The sequence below is a fragment of the Acutalibacter sp. 1XD8-33 genome, from assembly GCF_003612555.1.
Taxonomy (GTDB): Bacteria; Bacillota; Clostridia; order Oscillospirales; family Acutalibacteraceae; genus Acutalibacter.
Genome location: NZ_RAZF01000005.1, coordinates 117,476 through 143,835 on the forward strand (window position 1 = coordinate 117,476; position 26,360 = coordinate 143,835).

At 58.3% G+C, this 26,360-nt stretch carries 25 protein-coding genes; 9 read left to right on the forward strand and 16 right to left on the reverse strand.

Features of this window, described 5'->3' with window-relative positions; all coding sequences use genetic code 11:
- Positions 1-66: 66 nt before the first annotated feature.
- Positions 67-501, reverse strand: coding sequence for a hypothetical protein (locus tag D7X94_RS06015; protein WP_120426822.1), 435 nt, complete (start codon positions 499-501; stop codon positions 67-69).
- Between the two features lie 99 nt (positions 502-600).
- Here D7X94_RS06015 and D7X94_RS06020 point away from each other — a divergent pair, with 99 nt between their 5' ends.
- Positions 601-843 carry a helix-turn-helix domain-containing protein gene (locus D7X94_RS06020; protein ID WP_120426823.1) on the forward strand — a complete coding sequence of 81 codons (243 nt, stop codon included), beginning with the start codon at positions 601-603 and terminating at the stop codon, positions 841-843.
- Between the two features lie 74 nt (positions 844-917).
- On the opposite strand, the gene D7X94_RS06025 is transcribed toward D7X94_RS06020, so the two are convergent.
- The 5 genes from D7X94_RS06025 to purB all read right to left on the reverse strand — a co-directional run bounded on the left by D7X94_RS06025 (position 918) and on the right by purB (position 7,720).
- A complete protein-coding gene (locus D7X94_RS06025) occupies positions 918-1,709 on the reverse strand; it encodes an HAD-IIA family hydrolase (RefSeq protein WP_120426824.1) in 792 nt (263 codons plus the stop codon).
- Between the two features lie 105 nt (positions 1,710-1,814).
- Positions 1,815-3,665, reverse strand: coding sequence for a glutamine--fructose-6-phosphate transaminase (isomerizing) (gene glmS, locus D7X94_RS06030; RefSeq protein ID WP_120426825.1), 1,851 nt, complete (start codon positions 3,663-3,665; stop codon positions 1,815-1,817).
- 298 nt (positions 3,666-3,963) lie between these two features.
- A complete protein-coding gene (locus tag D7X94_RS06035; protein ID WP_120426826.1) occupies positions 3,964-5,244 on the reverse strand; it encodes an adenylosuccinate synthase in 1,281 nt (426 codons plus the stop codon).
- A gap of 527 nt (positions 5,245-5,771) precedes the next feature.
- Positions 5,772-6,287, reverse strand: coding sequence for a GNAT family N-acetyltransferase (locus D7X94_RS06040; RefSeq protein WP_120426827.1), 516 nt, complete (start codon positions 6,285-6,287; stop codon positions 5,772-5,774).
- Positions 6,284-7,720, reverse strand: a complete 1,437-nt coding sequence (purB, locus tag D7X94_RS06045) for an adenylosuccinate lyase (RefSeq protein WP_120426828.1) — start codon at positions 7,718-7,720, stop codon at positions 6,284-6,286. The genes D7X94_RS06040 and purB overlap by 4 nt, the downstream gene beginning before the upstream one ends.
- Positions 7,721-7,978: 258 nt before the next feature.
- On the opposite strand from purB, the gene gdhA reads away from it, so the two are divergent.
- The gene (gene gdhA, locus D7X94_RS06050) at positions 7,979-9,310 is read left to right on the forward strand and encodes an NADP-specific glutamate dehydrogenase (RefSeq protein ID WP_120426829.1); all 1,332 of its coding nucleotides are present in this window, start codon (positions 7,979-7,981) and stop codon (positions 9,308-9,310) included.
- 328 nt (positions 9,311-9,638) lie between these two features.
- Here the strand turns inward: gdhA and D7X94_RS06055 are convergent, their stop codons facing one another.
- The 9 genes from D7X94_RS06055 to D7X94_RS06095 all read right to left on the reverse strand — a co-directional run bounded on the left by D7X94_RS06055 (position 9,639) and on the right by D7X94_RS06095 (position 16,221).
- Entirely contained in the window at positions 9,639-9,812 is a 174-nt protein-coding gene (locus D7X94_RS06055) for a DUF6440 family protein (RefSeq protein ID WP_120426830.1), read from the reverse strand.
- 307 nt (positions 9,813-10,119) lie between these two features.
- Positions 10,120-10,860, reverse strand: coding sequence for an AAC(3) family N-acetyltransferase (locus D7X94_RS06060; protein WP_158590915.1), 741 nt, complete (start codon positions 10,858-10,860; stop codon positions 10,120-10,122).
- A 549-nt stretch (positions 10,861-11,409) separates the two neighbouring features.
- Positions 11,410-11,886, reverse strand: coding sequence for a 2-amino-4-hydroxy-6-hydroxymethyldihydropteridine diphosphokinase (folK, locus tag D7X94_RS06065; protein WP_120426832.1), 477 nt, complete (start codon positions 11,884-11,886; stop codon positions 11,410-11,412).
- Entirely contained in the window at positions 11,883-12,263 is a 381-nt protein-coding gene (gene folB / locus D7X94_RS06070) for a dihydroneopterin aldolase (RefSeq protein ID WP_120426833.1), read from the reverse strand. The genes folK and folB overlap by 4 nt, the downstream gene beginning before the upstream one ends.
- Entirely contained in the window at positions 12,256-13,077 is an 822-nt protein-coding gene (gene folP, locus D7X94_RS06075) for a dihydropteroate synthase (RefSeq protein WP_120426834.1), read from the reverse strand. Before folP ends, folB begins: the two co-directional genes overlap by 8 nt.
- Positions 13,074-13,451 (reverse strand): nuclear transport factor 2 family protein, encoded by a 378-nt coding sequence (locus tag D7X94_RS06080; protein WP_120426835.1) that lies wholly within the window; start codon positions 13,449-13,451, stop codon positions 13,074-13,076. Before D7X94_RS06080 ends, folP begins: the two co-directional genes overlap by 4 nt.
- Entirely contained in the window at positions 13,452-14,015 is a 564-nt protein-coding gene (folE, locus tag D7X94_RS06085; protein WP_207667179.1) for a GTP cyclohydrolase I FolE, read from the reverse strand.
- Between the two features lie 5 nt (positions 14,016-14,020).
- On the reverse strand, positions 14,021-14,710 hold the full coding sequence (locus tag D7X94_RS06090; protein WP_120426837.1) for a ComF family protein: 690 nt from the start codon (positions 14,708-14,710) through the stop codon (positions 14,021-14,023).
- Entirely contained in the window at positions 14,707-16,221 is a 1,515-nt protein-coding gene (locus D7X94_RS06095) for a UDP-glucose--hexose-1-phosphate uridylyltransferase (RefSeq protein ID WP_120426838.1), read from the reverse strand. The genes D7X94_RS06090 and D7X94_RS06095 overlap by 4 nt, the downstream gene beginning before the upstream one ends.
- A 606-nt stretch (positions 16,222-16,827) precedes the next feature.
- Here D7X94_RS06095 and D7X94_RS06100 point away from each other — a divergent pair.
- The 5 genes from D7X94_RS06100 to D7X94_RS06120 all read left to right on the forward strand — a co-directional run bounded on the left by D7X94_RS06100 (position 16,828) and on the right by D7X94_RS06120 (position 23,124).
- Positions 16,828-18,120 (forward strand): hypothetical protein, encoded by a 1,293-nt coding sequence (locus D7X94_RS06100; RefSeq protein WP_120426839.1) that lies wholly within the window; start codon positions 16,828-16,830, stop codon positions 18,118-18,120.
- A gap of 425 nt (positions 18,121-18,545) precedes the next feature.
- Positions 18,546-20,189 carry a Na/Pi cotransporter family protein gene (locus D7X94_RS06105; RefSeq protein WP_120426840.1) on the forward strand — a complete coding sequence of 548 codons (1,644 nt, stop codon included), beginning with the start codon at positions 18,546-18,548 and terminating at the stop codon, positions 20,187-20,189.
- A 160-nt stretch (positions 20,190-20,349) separates the two neighbouring features.
- A complete protein-coding gene (sigG, locus tag D7X94_RS06110; protein WP_120426841.1) occupies positions 20,350-21,120 on the forward strand; it encodes an RNA polymerase sporulation sigma factor SigG in 771 nt (256 codons plus the stop codon).
- Between the two features lie 141 nt (positions 21,121-21,261).
- Positions 21,262-21,999, forward strand: coding sequence for a hypothetical protein (locus tag D7X94_RS06115; protein ID WP_120426842.1), 738 nt, complete (start codon positions 21,262-21,264; stop codon positions 21,997-21,999).
- 33 nt (positions 22,000-22,032) lie between these two features.
- Complete coding sequence (locus D7X94_RS06120) at positions 22,033-23,124, forward strand: hypothetical protein (protein ID WP_120426843.1); 1,092 nt, start codon at positions 22,033-22,035, stop codon at positions 23,122-23,124.
- A gap of 252 nt (positions 23,125-23,376) precedes the next feature.
- On the opposite strand, the gene D7X94_RS06125 is transcribed toward D7X94_RS06120, so the two are convergent.
- On the reverse strand, positions 23,377-24,630 hold the full coding sequence (locus D7X94_RS06125; RefSeq protein WP_120426844.1) for a glycoside hydrolase family 10 protein: 1,254 nt from the start codon (positions 24,628-24,630) through the stop codon (positions 23,377-23,379).
- A 371-nt stretch (positions 24,631-25,001) separates the two neighbouring features.
- Between D7X94_RS06125 and D7X94_RS06130 the strand changes: the two genes are divergently transcribed.
- Positions 25,002-25,694 (forward strand): YjjG family noncanonical pyrimidine nucleotidase, encoded by a 693-nt coding sequence (locus D7X94_RS06130; RefSeq protein ID WP_120426845.1) that lies wholly within the window; start codon positions 25,002-25,004, stop codon positions 25,692-25,694.
- Positions 25,687-26,358 carry a response regulator transcription factor gene (locus D7X94_RS06135; RefSeq protein WP_120426846.1) on the forward strand — a complete coding sequence of 224 codons (672 nt, stop codon included), beginning with the start codon at positions 25,687-25,689 and terminating at the stop codon, positions 26,356-26,358. The genes D7X94_RS06130 and D7X94_RS06135 overlap by 8 nt, the downstream gene beginning before the upstream one ends.
- Positions 26,359-26,360: the final 2 nt, after the last annotated feature.

The window sequence follows — 26,360 nt, forward strand, 5'->3', positions numbered from 1 at the left end:
TAACTTATAATCTGGAGGCCGTGGACGTCCTTTCCGCGGAAGTCTCCGGCCAGTTCGGATGATTTGTCACCTCAACCGGATAATCCACTTGTCCTTGCGGCCCTCCGCATACTCCACCAGCTTTACCGCATTGCTCCCCGGCTTCCATGCATAGGCGATCAGGCACTGGCTGCTGTCCACGCCATAGTGGTTGGCCTTGACAATAGCATAGCGCCTAGGCGTTCTTTCCAGGCCGGGGGGATAGAGGCTTCCGTCAAAGTCTGGGAGCAGATCCACCTGCCGCTGGGCCGGATGATAAGGCAGCAAAAGCAAAAGCGTCACCTCCGGGCGGCGCTTTTTTACGTGGGTTACCGCCTGAGCCGCCATTCGGTCATATCCACCGTATCCTCCCACCAAAAACTCTTGGATCCCCGCCTCTTCCACCTGCCGTTCCACTTGGTCAATCAACTGCTCCAGCAGTTCGCCAGGTGCATCCCGATGTCCGATAAAAAAGCAGCGCATAGTCTCACCTCTTAACTCTTTTGAGTTATTTTAACCCAAATGGGTTAACCTTTTCAAGAGGAACCCGGTATTCTTTTTGAGAAGGAGAGAATATAGCCTATGGAAGTTGGTAAGGCCATTACAAACCGGATCTTAAATCTCTGCCAAGAACACGGCTTAAGCATCAACAAGCTGTGCATCCTAAGCGGCATAACCCAGTCTACTGTAAACAATATCGTCAACGGCCGCAACCACAGCACCACAGTATCCACGATTCAAAAGCTCTGTGACGGCCTGGGCATTACAGTCCGGGAATTTTTCGATGACCCCCTGTTTGAAAACCTGGAACAGGCGATAAAATAGAGAAAGGCGGCCCAAAAGGACCGCCAAAAACCTGGTCAATCACCCAGCACTACAACACCCATCATCTATCTTCCCTATGCTAGGTGCTCCCCCAGCTCCTCCAGGTCACGGGCCGCAATGTCTGGCTGGACCCGGCTCTCCGCCAGCATTTCCGGGGTAGTTTCCCCGCTCATCACCAGGATGGAGAGGACCCCCGTCCCCGCCGCCACAGCGATGTCGGTATACAGCCGGTCCCCAATCACTGCCAGTTCTTGGGGACCGCGTCCGGTGTGCCGCAGCATATAGTCCAGCGTGTGGCGGGAGGGCTTCCCGAAAAACTCGCACTGCACCCCCGTGGAGGCCTTCACCAGGGCCGCGATGGACCCGCAGTCCGGGATGAAGCCCCCCTCCACCGGGCAGTTCCAGTCCGGATTCACCCCGAAAACCGGCCTCCCCCGGCGGATCAGATCGCAGGCAACCCGGAGCTTTTCATAGGTAAGAGTTGTATCGAAGCCCAGCACCACATAGTCCCCGTTTTCCGAGAGGGGAATCCCCGCCCGGCGAAAATCCTCCAGAAGGGGCGGCGTGCCCACTACATAGGCGGACTGCCCCGGACGATTTTCCCGCAGCCAGTTCAGGAGCACGTCATTGGCCACCAGCATCTTCTCGGGGGGCAGGAAAATTCCCATGCGGCTGAGCTTTTCCAGGTAGGCGACGCGGTTCTTCGAGCTGTTGTTGGTGAAAAAGCAGAAATCCCGGCCCGTGGCCTTTACCCTCTCCAAAAAGCCAATGGTATAGGGAAAGAGCCGGTTCCCCAGATAAATGGTGCCGTCCATATCCAGGACAAAGGTCTTGACGTCTCTCAGCCGCTCGATGGCTCCTTTCATGAGTATCCTCCCTTTTTACGACCTTGGGGTTGTCTCCCCCAAACCCCACAAACTTTTCCCTGCTTCCTCACTTCGTTTGTCGCAGACAATCAAATGAAGCGGAGGTTATTCCACGGTAACAGATTTGGCCAGGTTCCGGGGCTTGTCGATGTCGCAGCCCTTCATGGACGCCACATAGTAGGCAAAGAGCTGCAGGGGCAGGATGCTCATGGAGGGCAGCATAAAGTCCGGGACCTTGGGCACGCAGAACTGCCAGTCTGTCTCCTGGGCCAGCTTCGAGCGCATATCCTCCGTGCCGATACCCAGCACCACCGCGCCCCGAGCCTTTACCTCCCGGATATTGGCCATCATCTTGTCGAAGAGCTTGCCATAGGTGCAGATGGCGATCACCAGCACCCCATCCTCAATCAAGGAAATGGGACCATGCTTCAGCTCGCCGCCGGTGTAGGCCTCGGAGTGGATGTAGGAGATCTCCTTCAGCTTCAGGGAGGCCTCCAGAGACGCGGCATAGTCCACGTTCCGGCCGATAAAGTACATATCCCCCGCGTTGAAATACTGGGCGGCAAAGTACTGGATAGCCTCCTTGCCCTCTTCCAGGCACCGTGCCGCCATCTGTGGAAGCTCTTCCAGCGCCTCCACATACCCCGCCAGCTCTTCTTCCGGCAGGACCCCCAACTCCTGGACCATATACAGGGCGATAAGATAGATCATGGCCAGCTGGGTGCTATAGGCCTTGGTAGACGCTACGGCAATCTCCGGCCCTGCCCAAGTGTAGAGCACCCCGTCCGACTCGTTGGCGATGGTGCTGCCCACCACATTCACAATGGACAGCGTCCGGGCCCCCTGGCGCTTTGCCTCCCGCAGAGCGGCCAAGGTGTCCGCCGTCTCCCCGGACTGGCTGATGATGATCACCAGGGTTTTCTCGTCCAGAATAGGGTCCCGGTAACGGAACTCGCTGGCCACGTCCACCTCGATGGGCAGGCGCAGGAGCTTCTCAAAGGCGTACTTGGCTACAGCTCCCACATGGTAAGAAGTACCGCAGGCCACAATGAAAATCCGGCTGATCCCCTGGATATCCTCCCGGCTCAGGGGGATGTCGTCCAGCTGGATCCGTCCCTCCCGGATCCGGGGAGAGATGGTCTTTCTCAGGGCCTCGGGCTGTTCGCAGATCTCTTTCATCATAAAGTGCTCATAGCCGCCCTTTTCCGCCGCGGCCACGTCCCATTCCACCGTCTCTTCGGGCTTCTCTATGGGATACAGGTCACCGTCGAAAAAGCTGGCCCCGTCCCGCTCCAGCACGGCGATCTCCCTGTCCTTCAGGCGGCAGATCCGCCGGGTGCGGCTCAATATCGCCGTCACATCCGAGGCGATGAAGTTCTCCCGGTCTCCCAGGCCCACGATCAGCGGGCTGTCCTTACGCACGGCGAACACCTTTTCCGGGCAGTCGGCGCAGATGATGCCCAGGGCATAGCTACCTTCCACCCGGTCGGTCACCTGCTTGATGGCCGCCAGCACAGGGTCAGGGCCCTCGCCATTCCTGCTGTAGTAGTACTCCAGCATCTGGGCCACTACCTCGGTATCCGTGTCGGAGACGAACTCCACACCCCGGCGCTTCAGGTGGTTTTTCAGGTAGAGATAGTTCTCTATGATGCCGTTGTGCACCACGGCGAAAGTTCCGCCATCGCTGACCTGGGGGTGGGAGTTTACATCCGAGGGCGCGCCGTGGGTAGCCCAGCGGGTGTGCCCAATGCCCACCGTGCCCGGGAGCGTCTCCCCTTTGTGGAGAATCTCCTCCAGCACCGCCAACCGCCCCTTGGACTTCACAACATGAAGCCCAGAGTCGTTGTGCACCGCCACGCCGGCGGAGTCATACCCCCGGTACTCCAGCTTCCCAAGGCCCTCCAGCAGCACCGGGGCCGCCTGCTCCTCTCCAATATAGCCTACAATTCCGCACATACGCACGCCTCCCTTTTGAGTATTACGTGTAATGAAAAGCCTCCGGCGGCTTAGGGAACTTTTTGGAAAAAGTTCCCTAAGAACCCTCAAAAACTTTTACCCTGGTTAGTTGTGTACGCTTCACATTCAACTTGGCAGAGTTTTGTGAAGCAAAACTCATGACACACCGCGAAACCCAGCCTGGGCATTTCACCCCGCTTGGCGCGGTGTGCCGGAGGCCTTTCATCACAATAAAACATTTCACAAAACTTTATCAATCCAAAGCAAGAAACCCCTCAGCGGGGTTTCTCAAACGGTCTCAGCGGTAGATGATGTCATCCCGGGCGGGGCCGTTGGAGACCATGGTTACCGGCACGCCCAGGGCCTTCTCGGCGAACTCCACGTAGCGGCGGGCGTTCTCCGGCAGGTCCTCGTATTTTTTGATGCCCCGGATATCGCATTTCCAGCCGGGCAGCACCTCCAGAATAGGCTTGCACTTTTTCAGCTGAGCCGTAGGCGGGAAGTTGTCGATCCGCTTGCCGTCCAGCTCGTAGGCCACGCACACCGGGATTTCATCCAGATAGCCCAGGGCGTCCAGCACGGTGAAAGCCACGTCCGTGGCGCCCTGGACCATGCACCCGTACCGGGCGGCCACCAGATCCAGCCAGCCCACCTGCCGGGGACGGCCTGTGGTCGCGCCGTATTCTCCCTTGTCGCCGCCGTGCTCCCGGAGAGCCTCGGCCTCATCGCCAAAGATCTCGGACACGAACTCCCCCGCGCCCACGGCGCTGGAATAGGCCTTGACCACGCAATAGATCTTCTGGATGGCATAGGGCGGGATGCCTCCCGCGCCCACCGCGCCGTAGCCCGCCAGAGGCGAGGAGGAGGTGGTCATGGGATAGATGCCCATGTCCGGGTCCCGCAGGGAGCCCAGCTGGCCCTCCAGGAGGATGGTCTTGCCCTCCTTCACAGCGTTGTGGAGCAAGGCGGTGGTGTCCGCTACATAGGGGGTGAGAATCTCCTTGTACTCCATCAGCTTGTTGTAAAGTTCGTCCCGGTCCAGGGGATCCCGGTGGTAGAGCTGGGTGTAGAGCACGTTCTTGATGCCCAGCACATGGTCGATGCGCTCGTAGATGGCCTCCTTGGTATCAAAGAGGTCGCTGATCTGGAAGCCAATTTTGGCGAATTTGTCGGAATAGAAGGGGGCGATGCCGGACTTGGTGGAGCCGAAGGCCTTGTCGGCAAGACGGGCCTCTTCCAGGCCGTCCAGCTCCTTGTGGTAGGGCATGAGGACCTGGCAGCGGTTGGAAATCAAGATCTGGGGGGCGGGCACGCCGCTCTCCACCACATAGTTCAGTTCCTTAACGAAGTTTTCCACAGACAGGGCCACGCCGTTGCCGATGATATTGACGATATTCTGCCGGAAGATCCCCGAGGGCAGCTGGTGCAGGGCAAAGCGGCCGTACTCGTTGATGATGGTGTGCCCGGCGTTGGACCCGCCCTGAAAGCGGATGACGATGTCGGAGTTCTCCGCCAGCACGTCGGTGATCTTTCCCTTGCCCTCGTCGCCCCAGCAGGCACCCACAATTGCTTTTACCATTTTTCTCCTAGCCTTTCTGAAAAAACTTATGCCAATACTAAAATAATTTGTTGAACTTTTATGCTTTTTAAGAGATTTCTATGGGGGGAACGGCGCGCGCGGAGGCCCGGTGCGGCCGAGCACCAAGTCCGGGCGGGCGAATCAGCTGGGATACTGCGCCCACAGCCAGTTGGTTCCGGTTTCCAGGGGTGCTTTTTATTCTCACAATCGGTCCGCTCCGGAGCCCAGGGGACTTTTTTCTCTTGAAAAAAGTCCCCTCTTGGCGCTTCGCGCCAATTCACCTTCAAAAAATGCGCTTCTGAGGAGTGAAGGTCAAGGGCAAGACCGTGGAGCTCCGCTCCACACCACGCCACTTTTGAAAAAGGCGCTGGTCTCCGGTGGAGACCGTCAAGCGCCGACCGAACCGGCAGGTGAGACGACAAAACTTTTACTCTGGTTAGCTCAGCTCAAAAAAGATAAAACGTTCACGACGAACGAAGTGAGGAGTGGGTAAAAGTTTGTGGGGTTTGGGGCAAAGCCCCAAGGTCTTAAAAAGTATACGTTTCCCTGCTTACGGCGAGATGCAGCAGGCCGTTTTCTTCCTTTTCCACCTGGAACCCCGCCGCCTGATGGATGCGCAGGGCGGCCTCCCGGCCGGGCTCGAAGCAGTTGGTGACCCTCTTGGCCCCCAGCGCCCCAAAGGCGTGGCCCAGCAGCAGGCGGAGCCCCTCCCGGGAGTACCCCTTCCCCCGCTGGGCGCTGTGCAGCACAATGCCCATCTCATACACGCCGGGCCCCTCCGTTTGAAAAAGATTGACCTCGCCCAGAAAATCCCCGGTCTCCCTCAGCCGCAGATAGGCGTAGAAGCGGGCCGGCTCCGCGCCCACCCACCGGGCGTGCCAATCCGCCCAGGCCTCCTCTGGAAAGTCTATGCAGCCGGTGTCGTTATGATACGTGGGGCTCTCCAGCCCGCAGCCCCGGTTATAGCCCATGGTGGCCGGGTCCCCCAGCAGCAGCAGCCGGAACCAGAGGTCCTCGCGCTCCGGCACGTACAGCTCCGTCATACGGTGACCTCCTCCTCCCCGGATTCCACATTCTGATATTTCTCCAGCACCGGGTCCACCTCTTCCGAGAGGAACTCCCGGGTCTGCTCCGGGGCCCGGCCCACGTACTTCTCCGGCTGGAGGATGCCCTCCAGCTCCTCCCGGCCCACGCCGAAGAGGGGGTCCCCGGCGATCCGGTCCAGCAGGTCGTTCTCGCCGCCCTCGGCCTTCACCACCCGGGCCGCCGCCATGGAGTGGACCCGGATGGCCTCGTGGAGCTGCTGGCGGTCGCCGCCCCGCTTCACCGCGTCCATCATGATGTTCTCCGTAGCCATGAAGGGCAACTCCTTGCGCAGCCGCTGCTCAATCACCTTGGGATAAACCACCAGGCCGCCGGCCACGTTGGCGTACAGGGTGAGGATGCCGTCCACCGCCAAGAAAGCCTCGGGCACACTGATCCGCTTATTGGCGGAATCATCCAGGGTGCGCTCGAACCACTGGCCCGCCATGGTAAAGGCCGGGTTCAGGGCGTCCACCATCACGTACCGAGCCAGGGAGGCGATGCGCTCCGTGCGCATGGGGTTGCGCTTGTAGGCCATGGCGCTGGACCCGATCTGCCCCTTCTCGAAGGGCTCTTCCACCTCCTTGAGGTGCTGCAAAAGGCGGATATCATTGGAGAACTTGGCCGCGCTCTGGGCAATTCCAGACAAAATATTCAGCATCTGGCTGTCCAGCTTTCGGGAATAGGTCTGTCCCGACACGGCGAAATTTTGGAAATACCCCATTTTTTTTGCAATTTTTTCATCAAGCTCTTTCACTTTTTGGTGATCTCCGCCGAAAAGCTCCAGGAAGCTGGCCTGGGTGCCCGTAGTGCCCTTGCTACCCAGGAGCTTTGCTTTCGAGAGCTGGTGCTCCACATCCTCCAGGTCCATCAAGAGGTCCTGCATCCACAGGGCAGCGCGCTTGCCCAAAGTAGTGGGCTGGGCCGGCTGAAAGTGGGTAAAGGCCAGGGTGGGCAGCCCGGCGTGGTCCCGGGCAAAGGAATAAAGGGCCCGCAGCACCCCTACCAATTTATCGCGAACGAGCCGGAGAGCCTCGGTCATAATAATAATATCCGTATTGTCCCCCACATAGCAGGACGTGGCCCCCAGGTGGATAATGCCCGCCGCCTTGGGGCACTGCTGGCCGTAGGCGTAGACGTGGCTCATTACATCGTGGCGGACCTCCTTTTCCCGGGTCTCGGCCACCTCGTAATTGATGTCGTCCTGGTGGGCCTTGAGCTCGTCCACCTGTTCCTGGGTGACGGGCAGGCCCAGCTCATGTTCCGCCTCCGCCAAGGCGACCCACAGCCTCCGCCAGGTGCGAAATTTTTTATCCGGGGAGAACAGGTATTTCATTTCCTTTCCGGCATACCGGGCGGAAAGAGGCGATTCATAGCAGTTTCTATTGCTCATTGGCAGGATTCTCCTTCCAAAAACTTTTCTGGCCTGCCTATCATGGGAATAGGCATACAATGATATTGTAAACACTCTGTCCGGTTCTGTCAAGCCAGATTCTTTCTTCTCTGAGGAATTTTGCATTTTTATTTTGCTTTTTTTCGGAAACTCGAATTTTTTTCCGCTTACCCCTTGTAATCTTCCCTGTTTTGTGCTAAGATAAAAGAAAATTTTGCAGGATTTTATTTGTTAACTTGCATTTTGGAGGAATTGATTATGTCTTATGTATCGGAACAGCTGGAATTGCTGAAGCAGAAAAATCCCTATGAGCCGGAGTTTCTTCAGGCCGCCACCGAGGTGCTCACCTCTCTGGAGCCTGTGATCAACGCCAACCCCAAGTATCGGCAGAATGGCATTCTGGAACGCATTACCGAGCCGGAGCGCCAGATTATCTTCCGGGTGCCCTGGGTGGACGACCAGGGCAAAGTCCAGGTGAACCGGGCGTTCCGGGTGCAGTTCAACTCCGCCATCGGCCCCTATAAGGGCGGCCTGCGGCTGCATCCCTCTGTGAACCTCTCGGTGATCAAATTCCTGGGCTTTGAACAGATTTTCAAGAATTCCCTTACAGGCCTGCCCATCGGCGGCGGCAAGGGCGGCAGCGACTTCGACCCCAAGGGCAAGTCCGACCGGGAGGTCATGGCCTTCTGCCAGAGCTTTATGACCGAACTTTTCCGCCACATCGGCGCGGACACCGACGTGCCCGCCGGGGACATCGGCACCGGGGCCCGGGAGATCGGGTACATGTTCGGCCAGTACAAGCGCCTGAAAAACAGCTTCGAGGGCGTGCTCACCGGCAAGGGCCTTACCTACGGCGGGTCCCTGGCCCGCACCGAGGCCACCGGCTACGGCCTGCTCTATTTCACCAGCGCCATGCTGAAGAAGAACGGCCACGACATCGCGGGAAAGACCGTGGCCATCTCCGGCGCGGGCAATGTGGCCATCTACGCCGCCCAGAAAGCCGTTCAGCTGGGAGCGAAGCCCGTCACCATGTCCGACTCCACCGGCTGGGTCTATGACTCCGAGGGCATTGACATCGCCGCCGTAAAGGAGATCAAGGAGGTCAACCGTCAGCGGATTTCCGAATATACCAAGTACCGTCCCAATGCCCAGTACCACGAGGGCAAGGGCGTGTGGAGCGTAAAATGCGACGTGGCTCTGCCCTGCGCCACCCAAAACGAGCTCCATGCCGAGGATGCCAAGCAACTCATTGCCAACGGCTGCATTGCCGTGGCCGAGGGCGCAAACATGCCCACCACCATGGAGGCCACTGAGCTCCTCCAGCAGGCAGGCGTACTCTTTGGGCCTGGCAAGGCCGCCAATGCCGGCGGTGTGGCCACCTCCGCCCTGGAGATGAGCCAGAACAGCCAGCGCCTCTCCTGGACCTTCGACGAGGTGGACCAGAAGCTCAAGGGCATTATGGAAAATATTTTTGCCAACGCGGACGCCGCCTCCGAGCAGTATGGTCACGAGAAGAACTACGTGGTGGGCGCGAACATCGCGGGCTTTGTAAAGGTCGCGGACGCCATGATCGCCCAGGGCGTGGTATAATAAACGCACTTGAAAAGCGGTATATACCGCTTTTTAAGCCGGGTGGCGTGAACTATTATTAGGCATAATAAGACAGAGCAAAACCGTCACTCAGGCGAGTGGCGGTTTTGCTTTTATGCTCTTTTCCAAATTTGTGAGTAGACCATCCAGAAAGCCACTTTATCGTAAACTAACTTAAGAACCGACAAAGCCGATTTTTTGAAGCTGTACCGATAGGATTTGTGTTATAGTAAACACACTTGAAAATCGGTATATACCGATTTTCAAGCTAGGCGGCTGAGAAGGTCGCGGCCTCCCCGCCTAGTTCAAAAGATTCTTTTGAACTTAATTAACTATATTCTGGGCAGGACACAACAGGTTTCCCGTCCTTATCCAGCAAAGGTGTAAGGCCCCCCGCATATCCATCTTTGTGGAAAAGGTAAAGGACGCCGGTTTCCCTATCCCTCCAAATTTCCGTCACATTCATTTTTCCTTGGCTGGAGATCTTTTCAAATCGATCCATGAATATCCTCCTGTATCATTTTATGGTTTTTAAGAGTATTGACCGCCTCCGGCGGCTTAGGGAACTTTTTGAAAAAAGTTCCCTAAGAATCCTCAAAACCTTTTACCCTGGTTGGCATTAACCGATCCATCTGGTCAGCGTAAAAGTCTTAAAAGCTCGCCGGGTGTGGGGTGAGCGTTCCGCCGGATACTTGGCAAAGCCAAATATTGCAGACTAAGCCGCGAACCGACCGAGCCGGGAAAAGCTCTGATTTTCCAAGCCGAGGGGCTCCCTCACACGAGGGAGCCTTTTTTCGCAAAATCCAGTTCTAGATCCACTGAGAAATATCCGTCACAAAGCTGTAAGGCTCCGCCCGCATTTTCATCAGTCCCACGGCCAGCAGGGCCCGGGCATCAATAAGATATGCATTGGCTTCCAGCAATTTCCCCCGGCGGATATCCGGCTCCTCCAGAATGTCTCCAATCCGCTGGAATTCCGACCCCCAGCCGAAGTCCGACATTCCGATATACCGCCGCGCCTCTCCGTTGACAAGATAGGTTTCCGGCGTCTCTCGCAGGCAGGGCGGCTTTACAATGGCCTCGATCCCGTGCATGAAGGTACAGGCCTCCAGCACGTCCCCGATAAAGAGCAGCTTGCCTCCCACCACCGCCAGCTGCATAAAGGGCGAGTGGGGCCCCACGGCGGTGTCGTCCATCTCATGGCCTACGGTGAGCCGGTGGGCCAGCCGTCCCCGGGCGCACACCGAATGCGTGGGATGCGTACTGCGCTCCACGCCGGGCATTTTCCAGAAGGTCCTGGGCAGCAGACCGATACAGGGCTGCGTCTCTTGGCTGTCAAACTTCGGATGCTCCTGGTTCACGTTTTCGTAGGTGAGCGCCGGCACCAGCAAAGTGCCCTCTTCTCCCAGGAAGGTTTGCAGGCAGTCCAGAACCTGCTCTGGAGTCAGGCCGGTTCCCAGTGCTTTCATAGAGGAATGTACCAGCACCGCATCGCCAGACTTTACGCCCAGCCGAGCCAAATCCTGTCCTAATTTTTCCAATTCATTCATAAGGAATTCTCCTCTCAGGATAATTTCCCCCATGGGACTTTCACCGCGGTATAGCAAACGCACTTGAAAATCGGTATACCACCTCTTTTGAATCGCGTGAACTATAATACCAGCTTAACAAATTGGATGAGCAAAATCAAGACTAAATTCCCCCAAAAAATGCATTTTTTTCGCGCCCGCTTCTGCTTCTACGCTTTGTCCGGCCAGCGCCTATATAGGCGCTGCCTCAAATAATTTTTCAAAAGCTGTACCGATAGGATTTGTGTTCCGATTTTCGAGCAAATTCAGTGGAGAGCAAGGCGTGAAAACGTCGACAATCTGGTGATTGGCAAGTTTTCACAATGCCGCTTCCCGGCTGAATTTGCCGGAAAAGGGAATACAAACGCCGCTTGGTACGGCTTCTCAAGGTATAACACCTAAAACGCCAGGAACCAAAGCAAAAAGCGGCGCTTTCCAAACGATCAGGAAAGATCACCGCTAAAATCATTGGTAGAAACGCCGGATTCAGAGCCTGTATTCACAGCCCACCATCACCGGCGGAACGTGCCCTTATTTGTACAGCCGGACGCCGGTTTTATCAATCGCCTCATAGGCTGGTCCAAAGTCCAGACCCAACGCCGTTTTCATAGGAAAAAGATCCGAAAGGGGCACCATCACAAAGGCCCGCTTCAAAATACCCGGATGAGGCACCGTGAGCGTTTGGGAGGTGCTGGAAAAACCCTCGCAGAGCAGCAGGTCAATGTCAATGGTGCGGGCTCCATGGCGTTCCTTGCGGACGCGGCCCAGCTGGGCCTCGATGTCCAAACAGCGCTCCAAAAGCGCTTCCGGGGGGAGGGCTGTCTCCAAAAGAACACAGCAGTTCAGATAGTCCCCCTGGGGGGAGGGCACGTCAAAGGGCGCGGTTTCATACAGATTGGAGAGAGCCAGCAGCCTTGTCGCCTCCAAATTCTCCAACCGGGTAATGGCTTCGGCCAAGATTTCCTCCCGGTTTCCCAAATTACTCCCCAGCCCCAACACAGCTTTCATTCCAAGGCGCCCCCTTTCCCACGCTTTTCGGTGATCTCTACTGCCACATAGTCGAATTTCGCGTTCATGGGGGCCTCCGGCTTTTTCAGGCGCAGGCAAACCTCCTGGACCAAAGGATGCTCTGAGAGAATCCCCTCGCATACCGCTTGGGCGGCCCGCTCAATCAGATCGTATTTGGCTCCGGTGAATACCCTATGCACGGTTTTACGCACGGCGGCGTAGTTCACCGTGTCATCCAGCTTGTCGCTATGCCGGGCCCGGCTCAGGTCGGCCATAAGGGTAATATCCAGCAGAAAGACCTGGCCGTTCTCCTTTTCCTCGGGATTCACCCCATGACAGGCGAAAATTTCCAGCCCGGCGATGATAATTTTATCCAAAATAAGCTCCTTTCAGACCGTCGGCCATACGCGCGGCCTGGACGGCTTCCTTTACATCGTGTACCCGAACGAGATCCGCCCCGGCCAGAACGGCAGCGGTATGGGCGGCAAGGGTGGCGGGCAGGCGCTGCTCAAAGGGCGGGTTGCCGCAGAGGAATCCGGTCACCCGCTTCCGGGAGGCCGCCATAAGGAAAGCGCGGCCAGGGAGTTTCGTCTCCCCCACCCCAGCGATCAGGCGCAGGTTTTCCTCCATCGTCTTGCCAAACCCGATTCCCGGGTCAAAGCAGAGCTCCTCCGGGGAGATCCCCGCTTTTTGGGCGGCCTCCAACCGTGTCTGGAAAAATTCCCGCACCCGGGGAAGGATATCCCCGGGCCTTTCGTCTCCAGGATGCATAACAATGCATCCACAGCGGGAGCCGGAAACCGCCCGCATCATCTCCGGGCCAAATCCGGACACGTCGTTAATGATATGGGCCCCGGCGGCCAGGGCCTTCTCCGCCACCCAGGGATAGAAGGTATCCACGGAGACCGCCAGCCCCGTGTCCCGGGCCACCGCCGGGAGAAGGGCCCCGATCCGGCGCCATTCCTCCTCTGGAGAGACAGGCGTGTATCCCGGCCGGGTGGACTGCCCGCCGATGTCGATAATGTCCGCGCCCTCCCCCTTCATCTCCAGGGCCCGGGCCAGAGCTCTTTCCGGGTCCAGGTATTTTCCCCCGTCGGAGAAGGAGTCGGGGGTTACGTTGAGAATGCCCATCACATAGGTGCGGGTGAGGGGGAAAACCTTTCCCCCCGCGCAAAACTGAAGTTCACTCATATGATTTTTTCTCCTATCCCCATTGCCTGCCGCCACTGGGGCGGCGGTCCGTCATCCGCCCAATACTCGTCCAGAGACAGGATCTTTCCGGCGCGAAAGGTAAACACGCTGGTTACATGACAGGATATGGACTTGTCCGCGTTGTATACACGCGTGATGGTAACAAGCGCGTCTCCAGCCCAAAGCTCCCGCTGGACCTGACCATTCCAAGAGCCAGGGTATTCGCAGTTGGCGCGGATATATTCGCCGGCGGTAAAACGCTCGTTGGTGCAGTGCCAGTTTATGTGAGCTTCCGGCGCGAACCATCCCGGCAGGGCCTCCCGGTCCTGCGCCAGCACGTCCCGCCAGAACTTATCTGTGGGGAAATCCGTCATTTATCCGCCCCCCAGCAGCGCGGTAACCTCCGCTCGGGTGCGGGCATCCGAGCGCATACAGCCCCGCAGGGCGGAGGTCTGGGTCCGGGACCCCGCGGCCCGGGCCCCCCGCATGGTCATGCAGAGGTGTTCCGCCTCAATAAACACCGCCACCCCCCGGGGGGCCAGATTGTCATAGAGAAAGTCCGCGATCTGCCCGGTGAGCCGCTCCTGCACCTGGGGGCGGCGGGCAAAGCAGTCCACGACCCGGGAGAACTTGGAGAGGCCGATAATCCGGCCGTCCTTAGGAATATAGGCGATATGGGCTTTCCCGATGAAGGGAAGCAGGTGGTGCTCACACACAGAATAAAGGGGAATGTCTTTTACAAAGACCAGCTCGTCGTGCTTTCCGGACTCCTGGAAGATCTTCAGGTGTTCTTTGGTGTCGGCATCCAGACCGGAGAAGATCTCCCCGTACATCCGGGCCACCCGGTCGGGGGTTTCCCGAAGGCCCTCCCGGTCAGGGTCCTCGCCCACCGCTTCCAGAATATCCCGTACCGCCCGGCGGATTTTTTCCATATCCATGGGGTTCACGCTCCTTTCAGTTTCAGCTTCTTGTCCGCGTCCGCGGCGCATACCGCGCACACCGAACGGGCTCCGGCGGCGAACAGTTCCTGGGCGCACTGGCGCAGCGTATTTCCGGTGGTGACGATATCATCCACCAGCAGGAGATGCCGCCCGTCTATATCCGCCCCCTTCTTGACGGCGTAGGCGCCCAGAACATTCTTCTCCCGCTCTCCCGGATTCAGTTCATGCTGGGTCTGGGTCAGCCGGATTTTTTCCAGAGCGGCCGTCACAGGCAGGCCCAGCTCCCAGGCCATTGCCTCGGCCAGCAGACGGCTCTGGTCATAGCCTCGTTTCCGCCGGCCGGTTTTATGCAGCGGCACAAAGACCACACCGGAAAAGGCGTTGGGAAATTCCCGGGCCTCTTGGGCCATAAGAAAGCCCAATGGCTGAGCCAGGGAAGTCCGGCCCCGGAATTTGAATTCGTGCAGGGTATTCCGGTAGCCCTCTTCATAGGGAAAGGGAGAAAGCACCGGCATTTCCCCGCCGTCGGGCAGGGAAATCACCCGGCGGCAGGGGCTCTGGGGCGGAGAAGCGGCGCAGTCCGGGCAGAAGAGCTCCCCCGGCCGGACATTTTTGCCGCAGAGCAGGCAGTGGGAGGGAAACAGCAGCCCCAGCAGCCGACTGGTCCAGGAGACTGGGTAGCGGGTGATCATGGCTGAACCGCCCCGGCACAGAACCGGCGGAAAGCGACCCGGCCGGCCTCGTCGTCCTGGAACACGCCGGCGTTGCCCAGAATCCGGGCAAAGATCTGCCCCACGCTCTCCTGGATGGCCCGGGCGACCTGCCCATTTTCCAGATTCTGGGCCTTCAGCTCCTCATGCCAGGGCAGGTGCTTCTCCATCTCCGGGCGGGAGAGAATCTCCCCGGCCCGCTCCGGCTCCCGGAGGGCCTGCTCCAGCAGCCGGGTCTCCGTGAGAAGCCGGGGGGGCAGAATCGCCAGCCCCATCACCTCAATGAGGCCGATGTTCTCCTTTTTGATGTGGTGGTACTGGGCGTGGGGGTGGAACAGGCCCAGTGGGTGCTCCTCTGTGGTGCGGTTGTTCCGCAGGACCAGGTCCAGCTCGAAATCCTCCCCCCGGCGGCGGGCGATGGGGGTGATGGTATTGTGGGGGACGCCCCCGCTCTGGGCGAGAATTTCTACGCTGGGATCGCTGTATCCCCGCCAGGCGGCCAGCAGGCGGTCCGCAAGGTCCACCAGGGGAGCCTTATTCCCGCAGCGCAGGCGGATCACGGACATGGGCCAGTTGACAATGCCGGCCTTCACCCCTTCAAAGCCTGGGAAGGAGAGCTCCTCCCGCAGGGGGGCCTTCGCCATGGGGAATTCATAATTGCCCCCCTGGAAGTGGTCGTGGGTGAGGATGGAGCCGCCCACAATGGGCAAGTCGGCGTTAGACCCCAGGAAATAGTGGGGCAGAAGGGTGACGAACTCCAGCAGCCGCCGGAAGGTGTCCCGGCTCACCTTCATGGGCCGGTGCTCCTCGCTGAGGACGATGCAGTGCTCGTTGTAGTACACATAGGGGGAGTACTGGAGGAACCAGCGCTCCCCGCACAGGTCCAGGGGGATGAGGCGGTGGTTGCCCCGTGGGGCCTGGTTGGCGCTGCCCTTGTAGCCCTCGTTTTCCCGGCAGAGGGCGCAGGGGGGATAGCCGGTCTGGGGGGCGTTTTTGGCGGCGGCGATGGCCTTGGGGTCCTTCTCGGGCTTGGAGAGGTTGATGGTGATCACCAGATCGCCGTAGGGGGTGGGGGCGGTCCACATCCGGTCCTTCTCGATCCGGTCCACCCGGATGTAGTTGCTGGCCCGGCTGAGGTGGTAGTAGTAGTCCGTGGCGGCCTTGGGGCTCTGGGCGTAGAGCTCCCGAAAGCGGCCGCAGACCTCCGAGGGCCGGGGGGTCAGGCAGGCCATGAGCTCCGTGTCGAACTGGTCCCGGGCATCCCGGGTATCCTGCCGGATGAGGCCCTTTTCCACGGCGTAATCGCACAGGCGCTCCAAAGGCCCGGCGGGGCAGGGGAGATGCTCCTCCACAGGAACCGGGGTGAAGGCGGGAGCCTCCAGCAGAGCCAACAGGCGGTTGGCGGCCCAGGCCCGGTCCTCCCGGACCATGAGCCCCTGCTGAACGCCGTATTCCAGCAGACGGCTGATTTCCAGATTCAGATCGATGTTCATGTTCGTCCCTCCTTTATAGAAAACATTCTACTACAAACCGCGCGGCAGGTCAAGGGGAGTGTCCATAGAGAGAAATAAACAAGGATTTTATTGACAAATTTTGGAAAAAGTATTATAATAATAACAAGAAAAAATGAAGGGAGGTGAATTTGATTTGTTGATAAGTTGCATGAAAATGCGCAGCTTATCATAAAAATGAGCGTTTGTTTACAAAGTGCAGAGAAAGGGTGAAGAAAATGAAAGCAAAACGTTTTGTGGCCCTTCTGTTGGCCTTGGTGGTGGTTGTGGGTTTGTTAACCATATCCGCAATGGCATATTACTGTCCTTACTGCGGTTCTGACAATGGCTACCGCACGAGTTCCGGACCTAGTACTACGGAAGCAACAAGGCGGGTAGAAGGATGCAGCTACAGATCAGGGACGCATATGCACGGAAACATTAAGACCCCATGGAACATGCGTTGTAATGTATGCCGAAAGAATTATGTCGTATATCATTACGACTATGATGTTTGTCTTTGACAGATAAACAAGTAGTTTGTTTGTAAGAATAGGCCTGGCTTTTTGGGGGCTGGGCCTAAATTTATCAAAAGTTGCGAGGTAACAAATGCGAAAGAAAGTTCTGATTATCTTTGTTGCTCTCCTGATCTTTGGAAACTTTTTTGGATGCAAAGCAGATTATGGCGAAGAGATATCCCAGAATCCGCAGGCAATGGAGAGCGCTTCCGATGTGCCCACAGTAAGACTTTGTCTGGATTTTTTTGAAGATATCTCAAGCAATGACATACAATCGTTTTTGGACCAGGTGATCGGCCGGAATAACAAGGCCCTGCAGATTGAGTATGAAATAGCCCCCCGCCCGGCTTTCGGAGAAGAAAGCGCAAACGCCGAACGGGACAATTATCTGACCTATCTGCGTACAGAGCTTATGGCCGGGAAGGGTCCGGACGTGTTCATCTGCTCTGCATTCTCCCCCGGCGGCGGGCAGGGGATTTTTTTATACCCCCGGCAGGCCATGAACAACCACCTGTTCCTCCCCCTGGACAGCTACCTCGCCAAGGCCCAATATATGGAGATGGACAAGCTGCTGCCCCAGGTGATGGAGGCGGGAAAAAATCAGGAGGGCTGGCAGCTGCTGCCGGTGACCTATGAGTTCCGGATGCGGGCCTATGACAAGGCCCAGTACCAGCTGGACCTGGACCTGCCCATGACCTGGAGCCAGATGCTGGAAAGCGGGGACCCGGCCCTGCTGTCCGCCGCGGGCTCCGGCTTTTTCTGCGATATTTTCGGGGAGCTGGGGGACTATGACCGGGACGTTCCTGCCATGTCCGAGGAGGAGCTCCTGGCCCGGGCGGAGGAGAAGCTCCGGGCGGAGGAGCCCCGCCCCTCCCAGGGGGATACCGTCTACATGACGGCGGGCTGGATGGAGTATATTGACGAGTCCGGAACCGCCGTGGATTTTTCCCTGGGAGAAAACGAGGCCGCCGGAGAGTACACCCTGATCCCCGCCTACAATATCTCCGGGGGCGTCACCGCCAATGTATGCACCTTCGCCGCCATCAACCGGAACACCCAGTGCCCGGATGAGGCCTTTATGGTGCTGGACTACCTCCTGAGCAAGGACTGCCAGAGCAGGGACCCCATCTATTCCTGCATGGCGGGGCTGAGCCTCCACCAGGAGGCGGGCTCCAAGGAGTGCCCCATCCAGGGCAAGTACATGAGTGAGGAGAACTTCCAGGAGTTCTCCCGGGTACGGGACCAGATCAACGCCGTGAAGTTCTACACGCCCCTGGACGAGACAGTGAGTGGATGCCTGCATCAGGCCGGAGAAAGCGGGGACCTGGAGGCGAAGGTCCACAGCCAATACATGAAGCTGAAAATGATGCTGGCAGAGAGCTGAGCAAGACCGTGGGACGCTGTCCCGCTCCCTTCGTCTGCGGGCCGGACGCTGCCCGGTTCCGGGGCCTGTGGTATTCAGGGTGGAGCTGGGATAGAACCTGTCAAAGAGCGAACTGTTTCATCGGCGGAGCTTTGCCAGTTTATTCCTCAAGGCCTTCGGACGCCCTCCTGAAAAATAAATCTTGACATTTTCCCCCGCAGCCTTTACACTAGAGCTGCAGAGGGAGTAGCTTGCACAGAGATTGTGTTCGCGGAGCCGTCAATCCGATGGAATCATCCGGTTCCGTAATGAAAAAGCGGGACTTTGCCGTTGATTTCAACGGCGAAGCCCCGCTTTTTTTGTGCCTGGATAAATAGGGTCCGGCGGTTTGGCGCAGAATGTTTGTGAAGGCCTGTTCTCCTGGAAACCTTCAGAGGAGGAAGAAGATGAATCTTGCAGAGATAACGATGTTCGCGGTCCGGCTGCTGGCCGGGGCCGGTGTGTTCCTGGTGGGAGTGCATCTGCTTACCGCCAACATCGAACAGCTTGCCACAGAGAGGATCAAATCCCTTTTCCAGCGGACAGCGGACAAGCGGCTGGTGAATGTGGGAATCGGCGCGGCGGCCACGGCGCTGATTCAAAGCTCCGGCGTGACCACAGTACTGATTGTGGGCTTTGTAAACGTGGGCGTGGTGAACTTGTACCAAGCTGCCGCCATGATTATGGGCGCAAACATCGGCACCACCATCACCGCCCAGATCGCCGCCCTCAGCGCTTTTCCATTCACCACCTATATCCAGCTTCTGATTTTCGCGGGCATCATGATGGACATGGCCTGCAAAAGCGACAGCCTAAAGCGGAGCGGCATGATCCTGGCGGGGCTGGGGCTGATTTTTTCCGGACTGGGGATGATGTCAGACGCCATGAAGGCCAACCGGGACGCCATCCAGAGCGTTTTCGAGACAGTAACCAATCCCTTTTTGCTGTTTCTCGCGGGGATTGTCCTCACCGCTCTGGTCCAGTCCAGTTCAGCCACCACCTCGGTAATTATCGCCATGTCTGTAGCCGGGCTGACCGTGGGCACCGGAGGCAACGAGGTCCTCTACCTGATTTTAGGCACCAATATCGGCTCCTGCGTCACGGCCCTGATGTCCTCCGCCACCGCCGGAACCAATGCCAAACGGGCGGGATTGATCCACCTTCTGTTCAACACCTTTGGCTCGGGAATTTTCCTGGTGCTGCTGATCTGCTGGCCGGGCTTCATGGCCAACACATTCCAGCGGTGGTTCCCCTCTGTAGCCACTCAGATCGCCATGTTCCACACCTTTTTCAATCTGGCCTGTACGGTTTTGTTCCTGCCTTTCTGCGGCCTGTTTGTCAAAGTTTCTCAGCTGCTGATTCCAGAGCGCGAGCCCCGGCGGGTTTCCACATACCTGGACGAACGCATTCTCTCTTCCCCTTCTCTGGCAATTTCCCACCTGGAGAAAGAGCTGGTGCTGCTGGCGGACGCCGCCATGGACGCCTTCCGCGCCGCCTACCGTTCCTTTCAGGCCCGGGACAAATCCCAGATTGCGCCTACCCAGAAAAAGATTGATGAGGCGAACGCCACCGCCCAGGGCATCATCAACTATCTGATCCGCCTCTCTGCCCAGAGCAGGATTTCTGAAGAACAGAGCATCTCCAAGCTCTACAACGATGTGGGGGATGTGATGAGGATCGGAGAAATAGCGGATAATTTCACCAAATACACTGTCAGAACTCTTGCCCAGAACCTCCAATTTACAAAAACGGGTTGCAGTGAGCTGGACGAGATGGTCGCCCAGGTGGAAGAGCTATACGCGCTTACAAAGGAATATCTTGTTACAAAGGACTCCGCGCTGTTGAACCGGGTGGATCAGGCGGAGGACCGGGTGGACGGTCTGCGCAGGCAATTCATCGACAACCATATCCGCAGGCTGAACCTGGGAGAGTGCAAGCCGGAGTGCAGCGGGGTTTTCATCAATATGGTGTCCAACCTAGAGCGCTTGGGAGATCATCTGACCTATATCGCGGGAACCGGAAACAGTCCTTTGGCCGCTCCCCAAAACTGAGGCGGAGAAATTTTTTCTCCCGCCTATTTCAGGCCTCCCATATAGGAAATTCTTCTATATGGCAGGTTTTTCCCCGCCATAACGGCGGAGAGCGCCTTGTTTAAAATTCCCGGGATAGGCAGAGAATATCCCTGAAGAGATAACCAACGGAGGTGTTCTTATGCAGGGCAAGGTTGAAATATGCGGGGTAAACACATCGAAACTGAAGGTGCTGAAAAGCGGCGAAATGCGGGAGCTACTGATCCGCAGCCACGACGGCGACAAGGAGGCCCGGGAAAAGCTGATCGCGGGGAACCTGCGGCTGGTGCTCAGCGTGATCCAGCGCTTTGGGAACCGTGGCGAAAACCCGGACGACCTGTTCCAGGTGGGGTGCATCGGGCTGATGAAGGCCATCGACCACTTCGACGTGAGCCAGGGGGTGCAGTTTTCCACCTACGGGGTGCCCATGATCATCGGGGAGGTGCGCCGCTTTCTCCGGGACAACAACTCCGTGCGGGTCAGCCGGTCCATGCGGGACACCGCCTACAAGGCCATCCAGTGCAAGGAGCGCCTCACCGCCAAAAACGGCCGGGAGCCCTCGGTGGAGGAGATCGCGGAGGAGCTGGATCTGAAGCGGGAGGACGTGGTGGTGGCCCTGGAGGCCATCGTGGAGCCGGTCTCCCTCTACGAGCCCACCTTCTCCGACGGCGGCGACCCGGTCTACATCATGGACCAGGTGGGCGACGGAAACGACCAGGACTGGCTGGAGGAGATCGCCATCAAGCAGGCCATCCACAACCTCAGCGACCGGGAAAAGCGGATCCTCTCCATGCGCTTCATCGACGGCAAGACCCAGATGGAGGTGGCCGGGCAGGTGGGCATCTCCCAGGCCCAGGTCTCCCGGCTGGAAAAGGGCGCTCTGGGGAAGATCAAGGCGGAGATCCGGGCCTGATTGCTTTTTGGAACAGAAGTCCGCTCCCAAAAAGGGGGCGGCTTCTTTCTGGAAAACGAACTGCCTATCGGTACAGGTTCTTATTTTTCGTCCGTTCCTGCCGATATTTTTATTAGAACATCCTGGAAGGAAGCGCTTTCTATGAATATAAAACCCATTGACTGTGCCGGGGGATACGCCATCACCAACAGCCGCAGGCGCCAGGGAACCAGCGGGCCGGCCCCCTCCCTCTCCCCGGAAGCCATGGAGAAGGCGGCGGACAGCATCCTCCACAGCCGCTTTGACACCGTGGAGCTCAGCAAAGGCCACGGTCTGAGGACGTTGGAAGAGCTGTCCTATGATCCCCATGAAGGGGCCGTGCTTTCCACCAGCTTCACCTATGACAACGTCTCGGAAAAGGCCAGGAACCTCTCCTTTCTGATGGATGAGAGGGCTTTCCGCGTAGATTCCCAGATCGGCTATGGCTTTATCAAGGACCGGGACAGGATGGCCCAGCATTTCGGCGAGATCGGCAGGCAGATTGACCAGGCGTTTTCCGCCGGGGAAATTTCCAAACAGGAGTATGACGACCTGAACGCCGGCCTTGCCAGATACACAGAGACAGTCACCAGCCGCGAGGAGCGCGGGAACGCCGTTGCCATGGCCCTCAGAAAACAGTCGAAAGCCCTGAGAGCCCTGATAAACCGGGGAGCCTCCCAGGTGGAGATCGAGGCCTTTGCCCAGCAGTGCAGAGACGCCTTTGCGGATGAGGTCAACAAATTTATAACGGGGTCCTGCAAAATCGACCGGAACCTGATGAGCCAGCTCATCCAGCGAGTACGGGGCGGCAAGGACCTGGTCCAGCGAAAGGCGCCGCAGTTCGGAGGCTTTCATATATAACCGAAAATACACCCCAAAAGAGGAGGAAATCCCATGACAAACCCCATCAACAGCGTTTCCAGTACATATAGCCCTGCCCAGCCTGTGAGCATCCCCCTGGCTGAAAAGCGCCCCCTCACCCAGGAAGAGCTGAATTCCGATGCCTGGGTCAAGATCGACGTAAACCAGCCCCACTGGAAACAGCTGGAGGGCGTCAAGGAGATGTTCTTCCAAAATACCGGCGCAAACTCGAAGATAGGCGAGGATCTCCGGGCCATGGACCAGGAGATGGAGAAGCTAGCGGACCAGTTTTTTGAGGGGAAGATGGATGAGGATGGGCTGGCCGCCGCCTTTCAGCGCCTGGCGGACCGGTTCATCGGCATATGCAAGGAGAAACAGTATCCTTTCCAGGCCCTGAAGGGCTTTGACGAGGCGGAGCTGTCTGTGGCCTACGACCACTTCCGGTCCAGCATTTTGAAGTCTGCGGTGGCCCACAACCAGGCTGAGGGCAGAGGGCACGTCACCGGCGAGATGAACAATCAGCGCAATTGGCATTATTACAACGCCGATTACTATTATAAAAGCGAGAGCGCCATTGCCGCCATTACTGGCAAAGCGGAGGAGATGGCGGCCTCCAAGGGCTTCGACCGGTTCCAGATTCCGGACTATCAGGCGCTGGGGAAGAACAGCTGTTACAATTTTAACTCGGCGGTTTCCGGAGAGGGAGACTACATCCCCGGCGGGCTGCGGGCTCTGGAACCCAAGTGGATTCTGGACTTCGACATGGTCCCCCCGGAGGACTTCCGGTGGTTCTACCAGTCCGGGGGAAACGGCGGCATGGAGGGCGTCCCGCTCTCCATCAGCGACGGGCTCACTACGGAGCATATGGACTATAGCAAGTTCGACCCGGAGAACCCCCTGACCGCCACGGTCTGGGCCATGTTGGGAGAAAAGCGGATCTCCGCCGATATTCTCTTCCAGCATACGGCGACGGACCAGAAGAATCTGGCGGACCTGCTGCGGTTCACCCCCTCCAGTAAAAAGGAGCTGGCGGAGGTGAACAAGTTCCTGAAGAACTTCCAGGTGGCCCCCAAAGGGTATCTCCAGAGGATGCAGGCGGACCGGCGGATGAATCTGCGGGTGTAGCCCTTATTCCCTTGAAAAAGGGAATAAAACTTTGTAATCTCGACACCGGGAACAGGCATTTTGAGTGCTTGTTCCCGGTGTTATAGTTAACGCAGTTTAAAAGAGGTATACCTCTTTTGAACCAGGCGGGGAGGTCACGACCTCCTCAGCCGCCCAGCTTTACAATCGGTTTTACCGATTGTAAAGTGCGTTTACTATGTTTGAAGGCAACTTCCACCACTGAGGACCTGGTCTCCCCCGCCCATGGGGCTTTTAGTCCTCCCTTCTCTGCGCAATGTCCGCCAAAGTCTCTTCTGCCCGGCGCATCTCCTCTTGCGTCTGGCCGGCGTCCAGATAGTCGCAACTATAAAGTACCACGCCGCTGCACTCCACAGCCCTGGCCGCTTCAATCTGTCGGCTGATGATATCACCGCCGGCCCAGTTCTCCCCCTGCTCTTCATCCCCCGCCTTGTACAGGGCCAGTCCCACATACAGCTTTAATCCCTCATGCTTTTGCAGGCTTTGCCACTTCTCTAAAGCCTGGGTGTAGTTGAGCACCGGGTTCTCGAAGGCGTAGTACAGCTGGGGGCAAATGTAATCCAGATATCCAGGCGCCGCGCACCACGCCGCCACGTCCGCGCCCATGAGGGAGTCGTTCTCCACGTTCCCCTGGGGAGAAATCCCGAACTCCGCTTCCGGCCGCGCGGCCTTGACCCGGTCGTATACCTCGGCCACCATGGCGTCGATGTTGGCCGCCCGCCACTCCTCTAGGGACAGGGGCTCAGACACCGATTCCCGATACAGCCCATAGGACTCCTCATCCAAAGCGGGATCCTGGGCGGGGTAGAAATAGTCGTCGAAGTGGATCCCGTCCACTGGGTACTTCTCCGCGATCTCCGCCGCCCCCTTGGCAATCAGCGTCCGCACATAGGGATACGCTGGGTTCAAGTACACGCCGCTCTCCCACTCCATGAAATAGTAGGGATACTCCCCGCTGAGGCTCTGGTAGGGGTTGTCCCCGGAAAGCTCCGCCGGGGTCTCCGCCGTGCGCACCCGCAAGGGATTGATCCAGGCGTGGAACTCCAGCCCCAGGCCGTGGGCGTAGTCCACCATGAAGTCCAGGGGGTCAAACCCCGGATCCTTCCCCTGGGTTCCCGTGAGCAAATGGGACCAAGGGTACAGCTCCGAGGGGTATAGGGCATCGCAGAAGGCCCGCACGTGGACGAAGAGGGCGTTGAGCCCTTTTTCTTTTGCGCTGTCCGCGATGGATTTGAAATTGGTCTCAAAGGCCTCCCGGGTGTGCTCCTTCGCTGCCAAAGCCATATAGGGCACCCAAACGCCCGCCAGCTCCTCCCGGGCGGGGGGGCTCGGCAGGCTGAGGACCGCTTCCGCCGGGGCGGGCGTGGCGGCGGAAGGCGTTGCTTCGGGGGACGGCGGCGCGGTTTTCTCCGGCGGCCCCAGCAACCAGACGGCACAGACCGCCCCCGCCAGGGCCAGCCATACGATGGCGTATTTCAGAAATTTCATAGTTCCTCCTCCCGTTGACTTTCCTTCGCTTGCGGAGTATAATTTCTCTTAAGACCTTGGGGACTCTGTCCCCAAACCCCTGCCGCCTTTGAAAAGGCGGGCGAAACTTTTACCCACTCCTCACTATCGTTCGTCGTGAACGTTTTACGGTTTTCGCATAGCCACAACATATTACGCGGTCCAGGGGCGTTAGGCCCCTGGTAGGGTTTGGGACAACGTCCCAAGGTCTTGCCCTTAAACACCGCAAAACTCATGTCACACGGCGAAACCCAGCCTACGCCTCGCACTCGCTTGGCGCCGTGTGCCGCAATCAGCCAGCGCGCGCACCCACGCGCCCATATAAAAATATCTATGCGGGAAAGGATGATTCTATGCGCTACCGGTTTCTGCTCTTCGACGCGGACTACACCCTGCTGGACTTCCCCAATGACATGGTCCAGGCCTTCCAGATCATGTACGCCGCCCATTTCGCCGCCCAGCGGCCCTATTCCCAAACCCTTCTGGACTGCTACGACCAGTGCAACAACCGGGCCTGGGAGCGCTTCGAGCGGGGAGAATGCTCCAAGCAGGAGCTCTATCTCTCCCGCTTCGTGGAGTTCCTTCAGGAGACCGGCCTTTCCGGCGACCCGGCACAGGTGAACGAAACCTATTTTTCCTCTCTGGCCAAAACCGGCACCCCATACCCCGGCGCAGTGGAGCTGGTGGGGGGCCTGAGCCGCACCTACCAGCTCTATATGATCACCAACGGCAATGTGGTCAGCCAGCTCCCCCGGCTGGAGCATGCGGGCCTTGCCCCCTATTTCCGGGAGGTTTTCGTCTCCGAGGCGGTGGGCGTGGGCAAGCCGGACAAGCGGTACTTCGACTACGTGGCGGCCCATATCCCCGGCTTCTCCCCGGCGGAGGCCCTTGTCATCGGCGACTCCCCCAGCTCCGACATCCAGGGCGCGGTGAACGCCGGCCTGGACAGCCTCTGGTACGACCCCGCCGGCCAGCATCCCCAGCCTCCCTGCACCTATCGTGCGGAGAGCTACGAGGCCATCCGGGAGCTCCTTTGCCATGTATAAGATTTTTCTGGTGGAGGACGACCCGGTGATCCGCCGGGCCGTGGCCAAGCACCTGGCCATGTGGGGGTATCAGGTCCAGGCGGTGGAAAACTTCTCCCGGATCCTGGAGGAATTCGTCGGATTCGAGCCCCAGCTGGTGCTCCTGGACATCGGCCTGCCAGGCATGAACGGCTACCACTGGTGCCAGGAAATCCGCAAGCGCTCCCAGGTGCCGGTGGTGTTCCTCTCCTCTGCCTCGGACAACCTGAACATCGTCACCGCCATAGAGCTGGGGGGCGACGACTTCATTCCCAAGCCCTTCGACCTCTCCGTGCTCACCGCCAAAATCCGGGCCGTGCTACGCCGGAGCTATTCCATGCCGGGCACAGCCAGCCTCCTTGAGCACCGGGGAGCCCTGCTGGATGTGGGCGCCGAAACGGTCTCCGGGCCGGAGGGCAGGGCGGAGCTCACCAAGAACGAGTTCCGGATTTTGCAGGTGCTCATGGAAAACGCCGGGCACACGGTCAGCCGGGGGGACCTGATGGTGCGCCTTTGGGAGAGCGAGAGCTTCATCGACGACAACACCCTCACGGTGAACATCTCCCGCCTGCGGAAAAAGCTGGAATCCATTGGCCTGGGGGGCCTGCTGGCCACCAAAAAGGGCCAGGGATATATTTTGGAGTGATC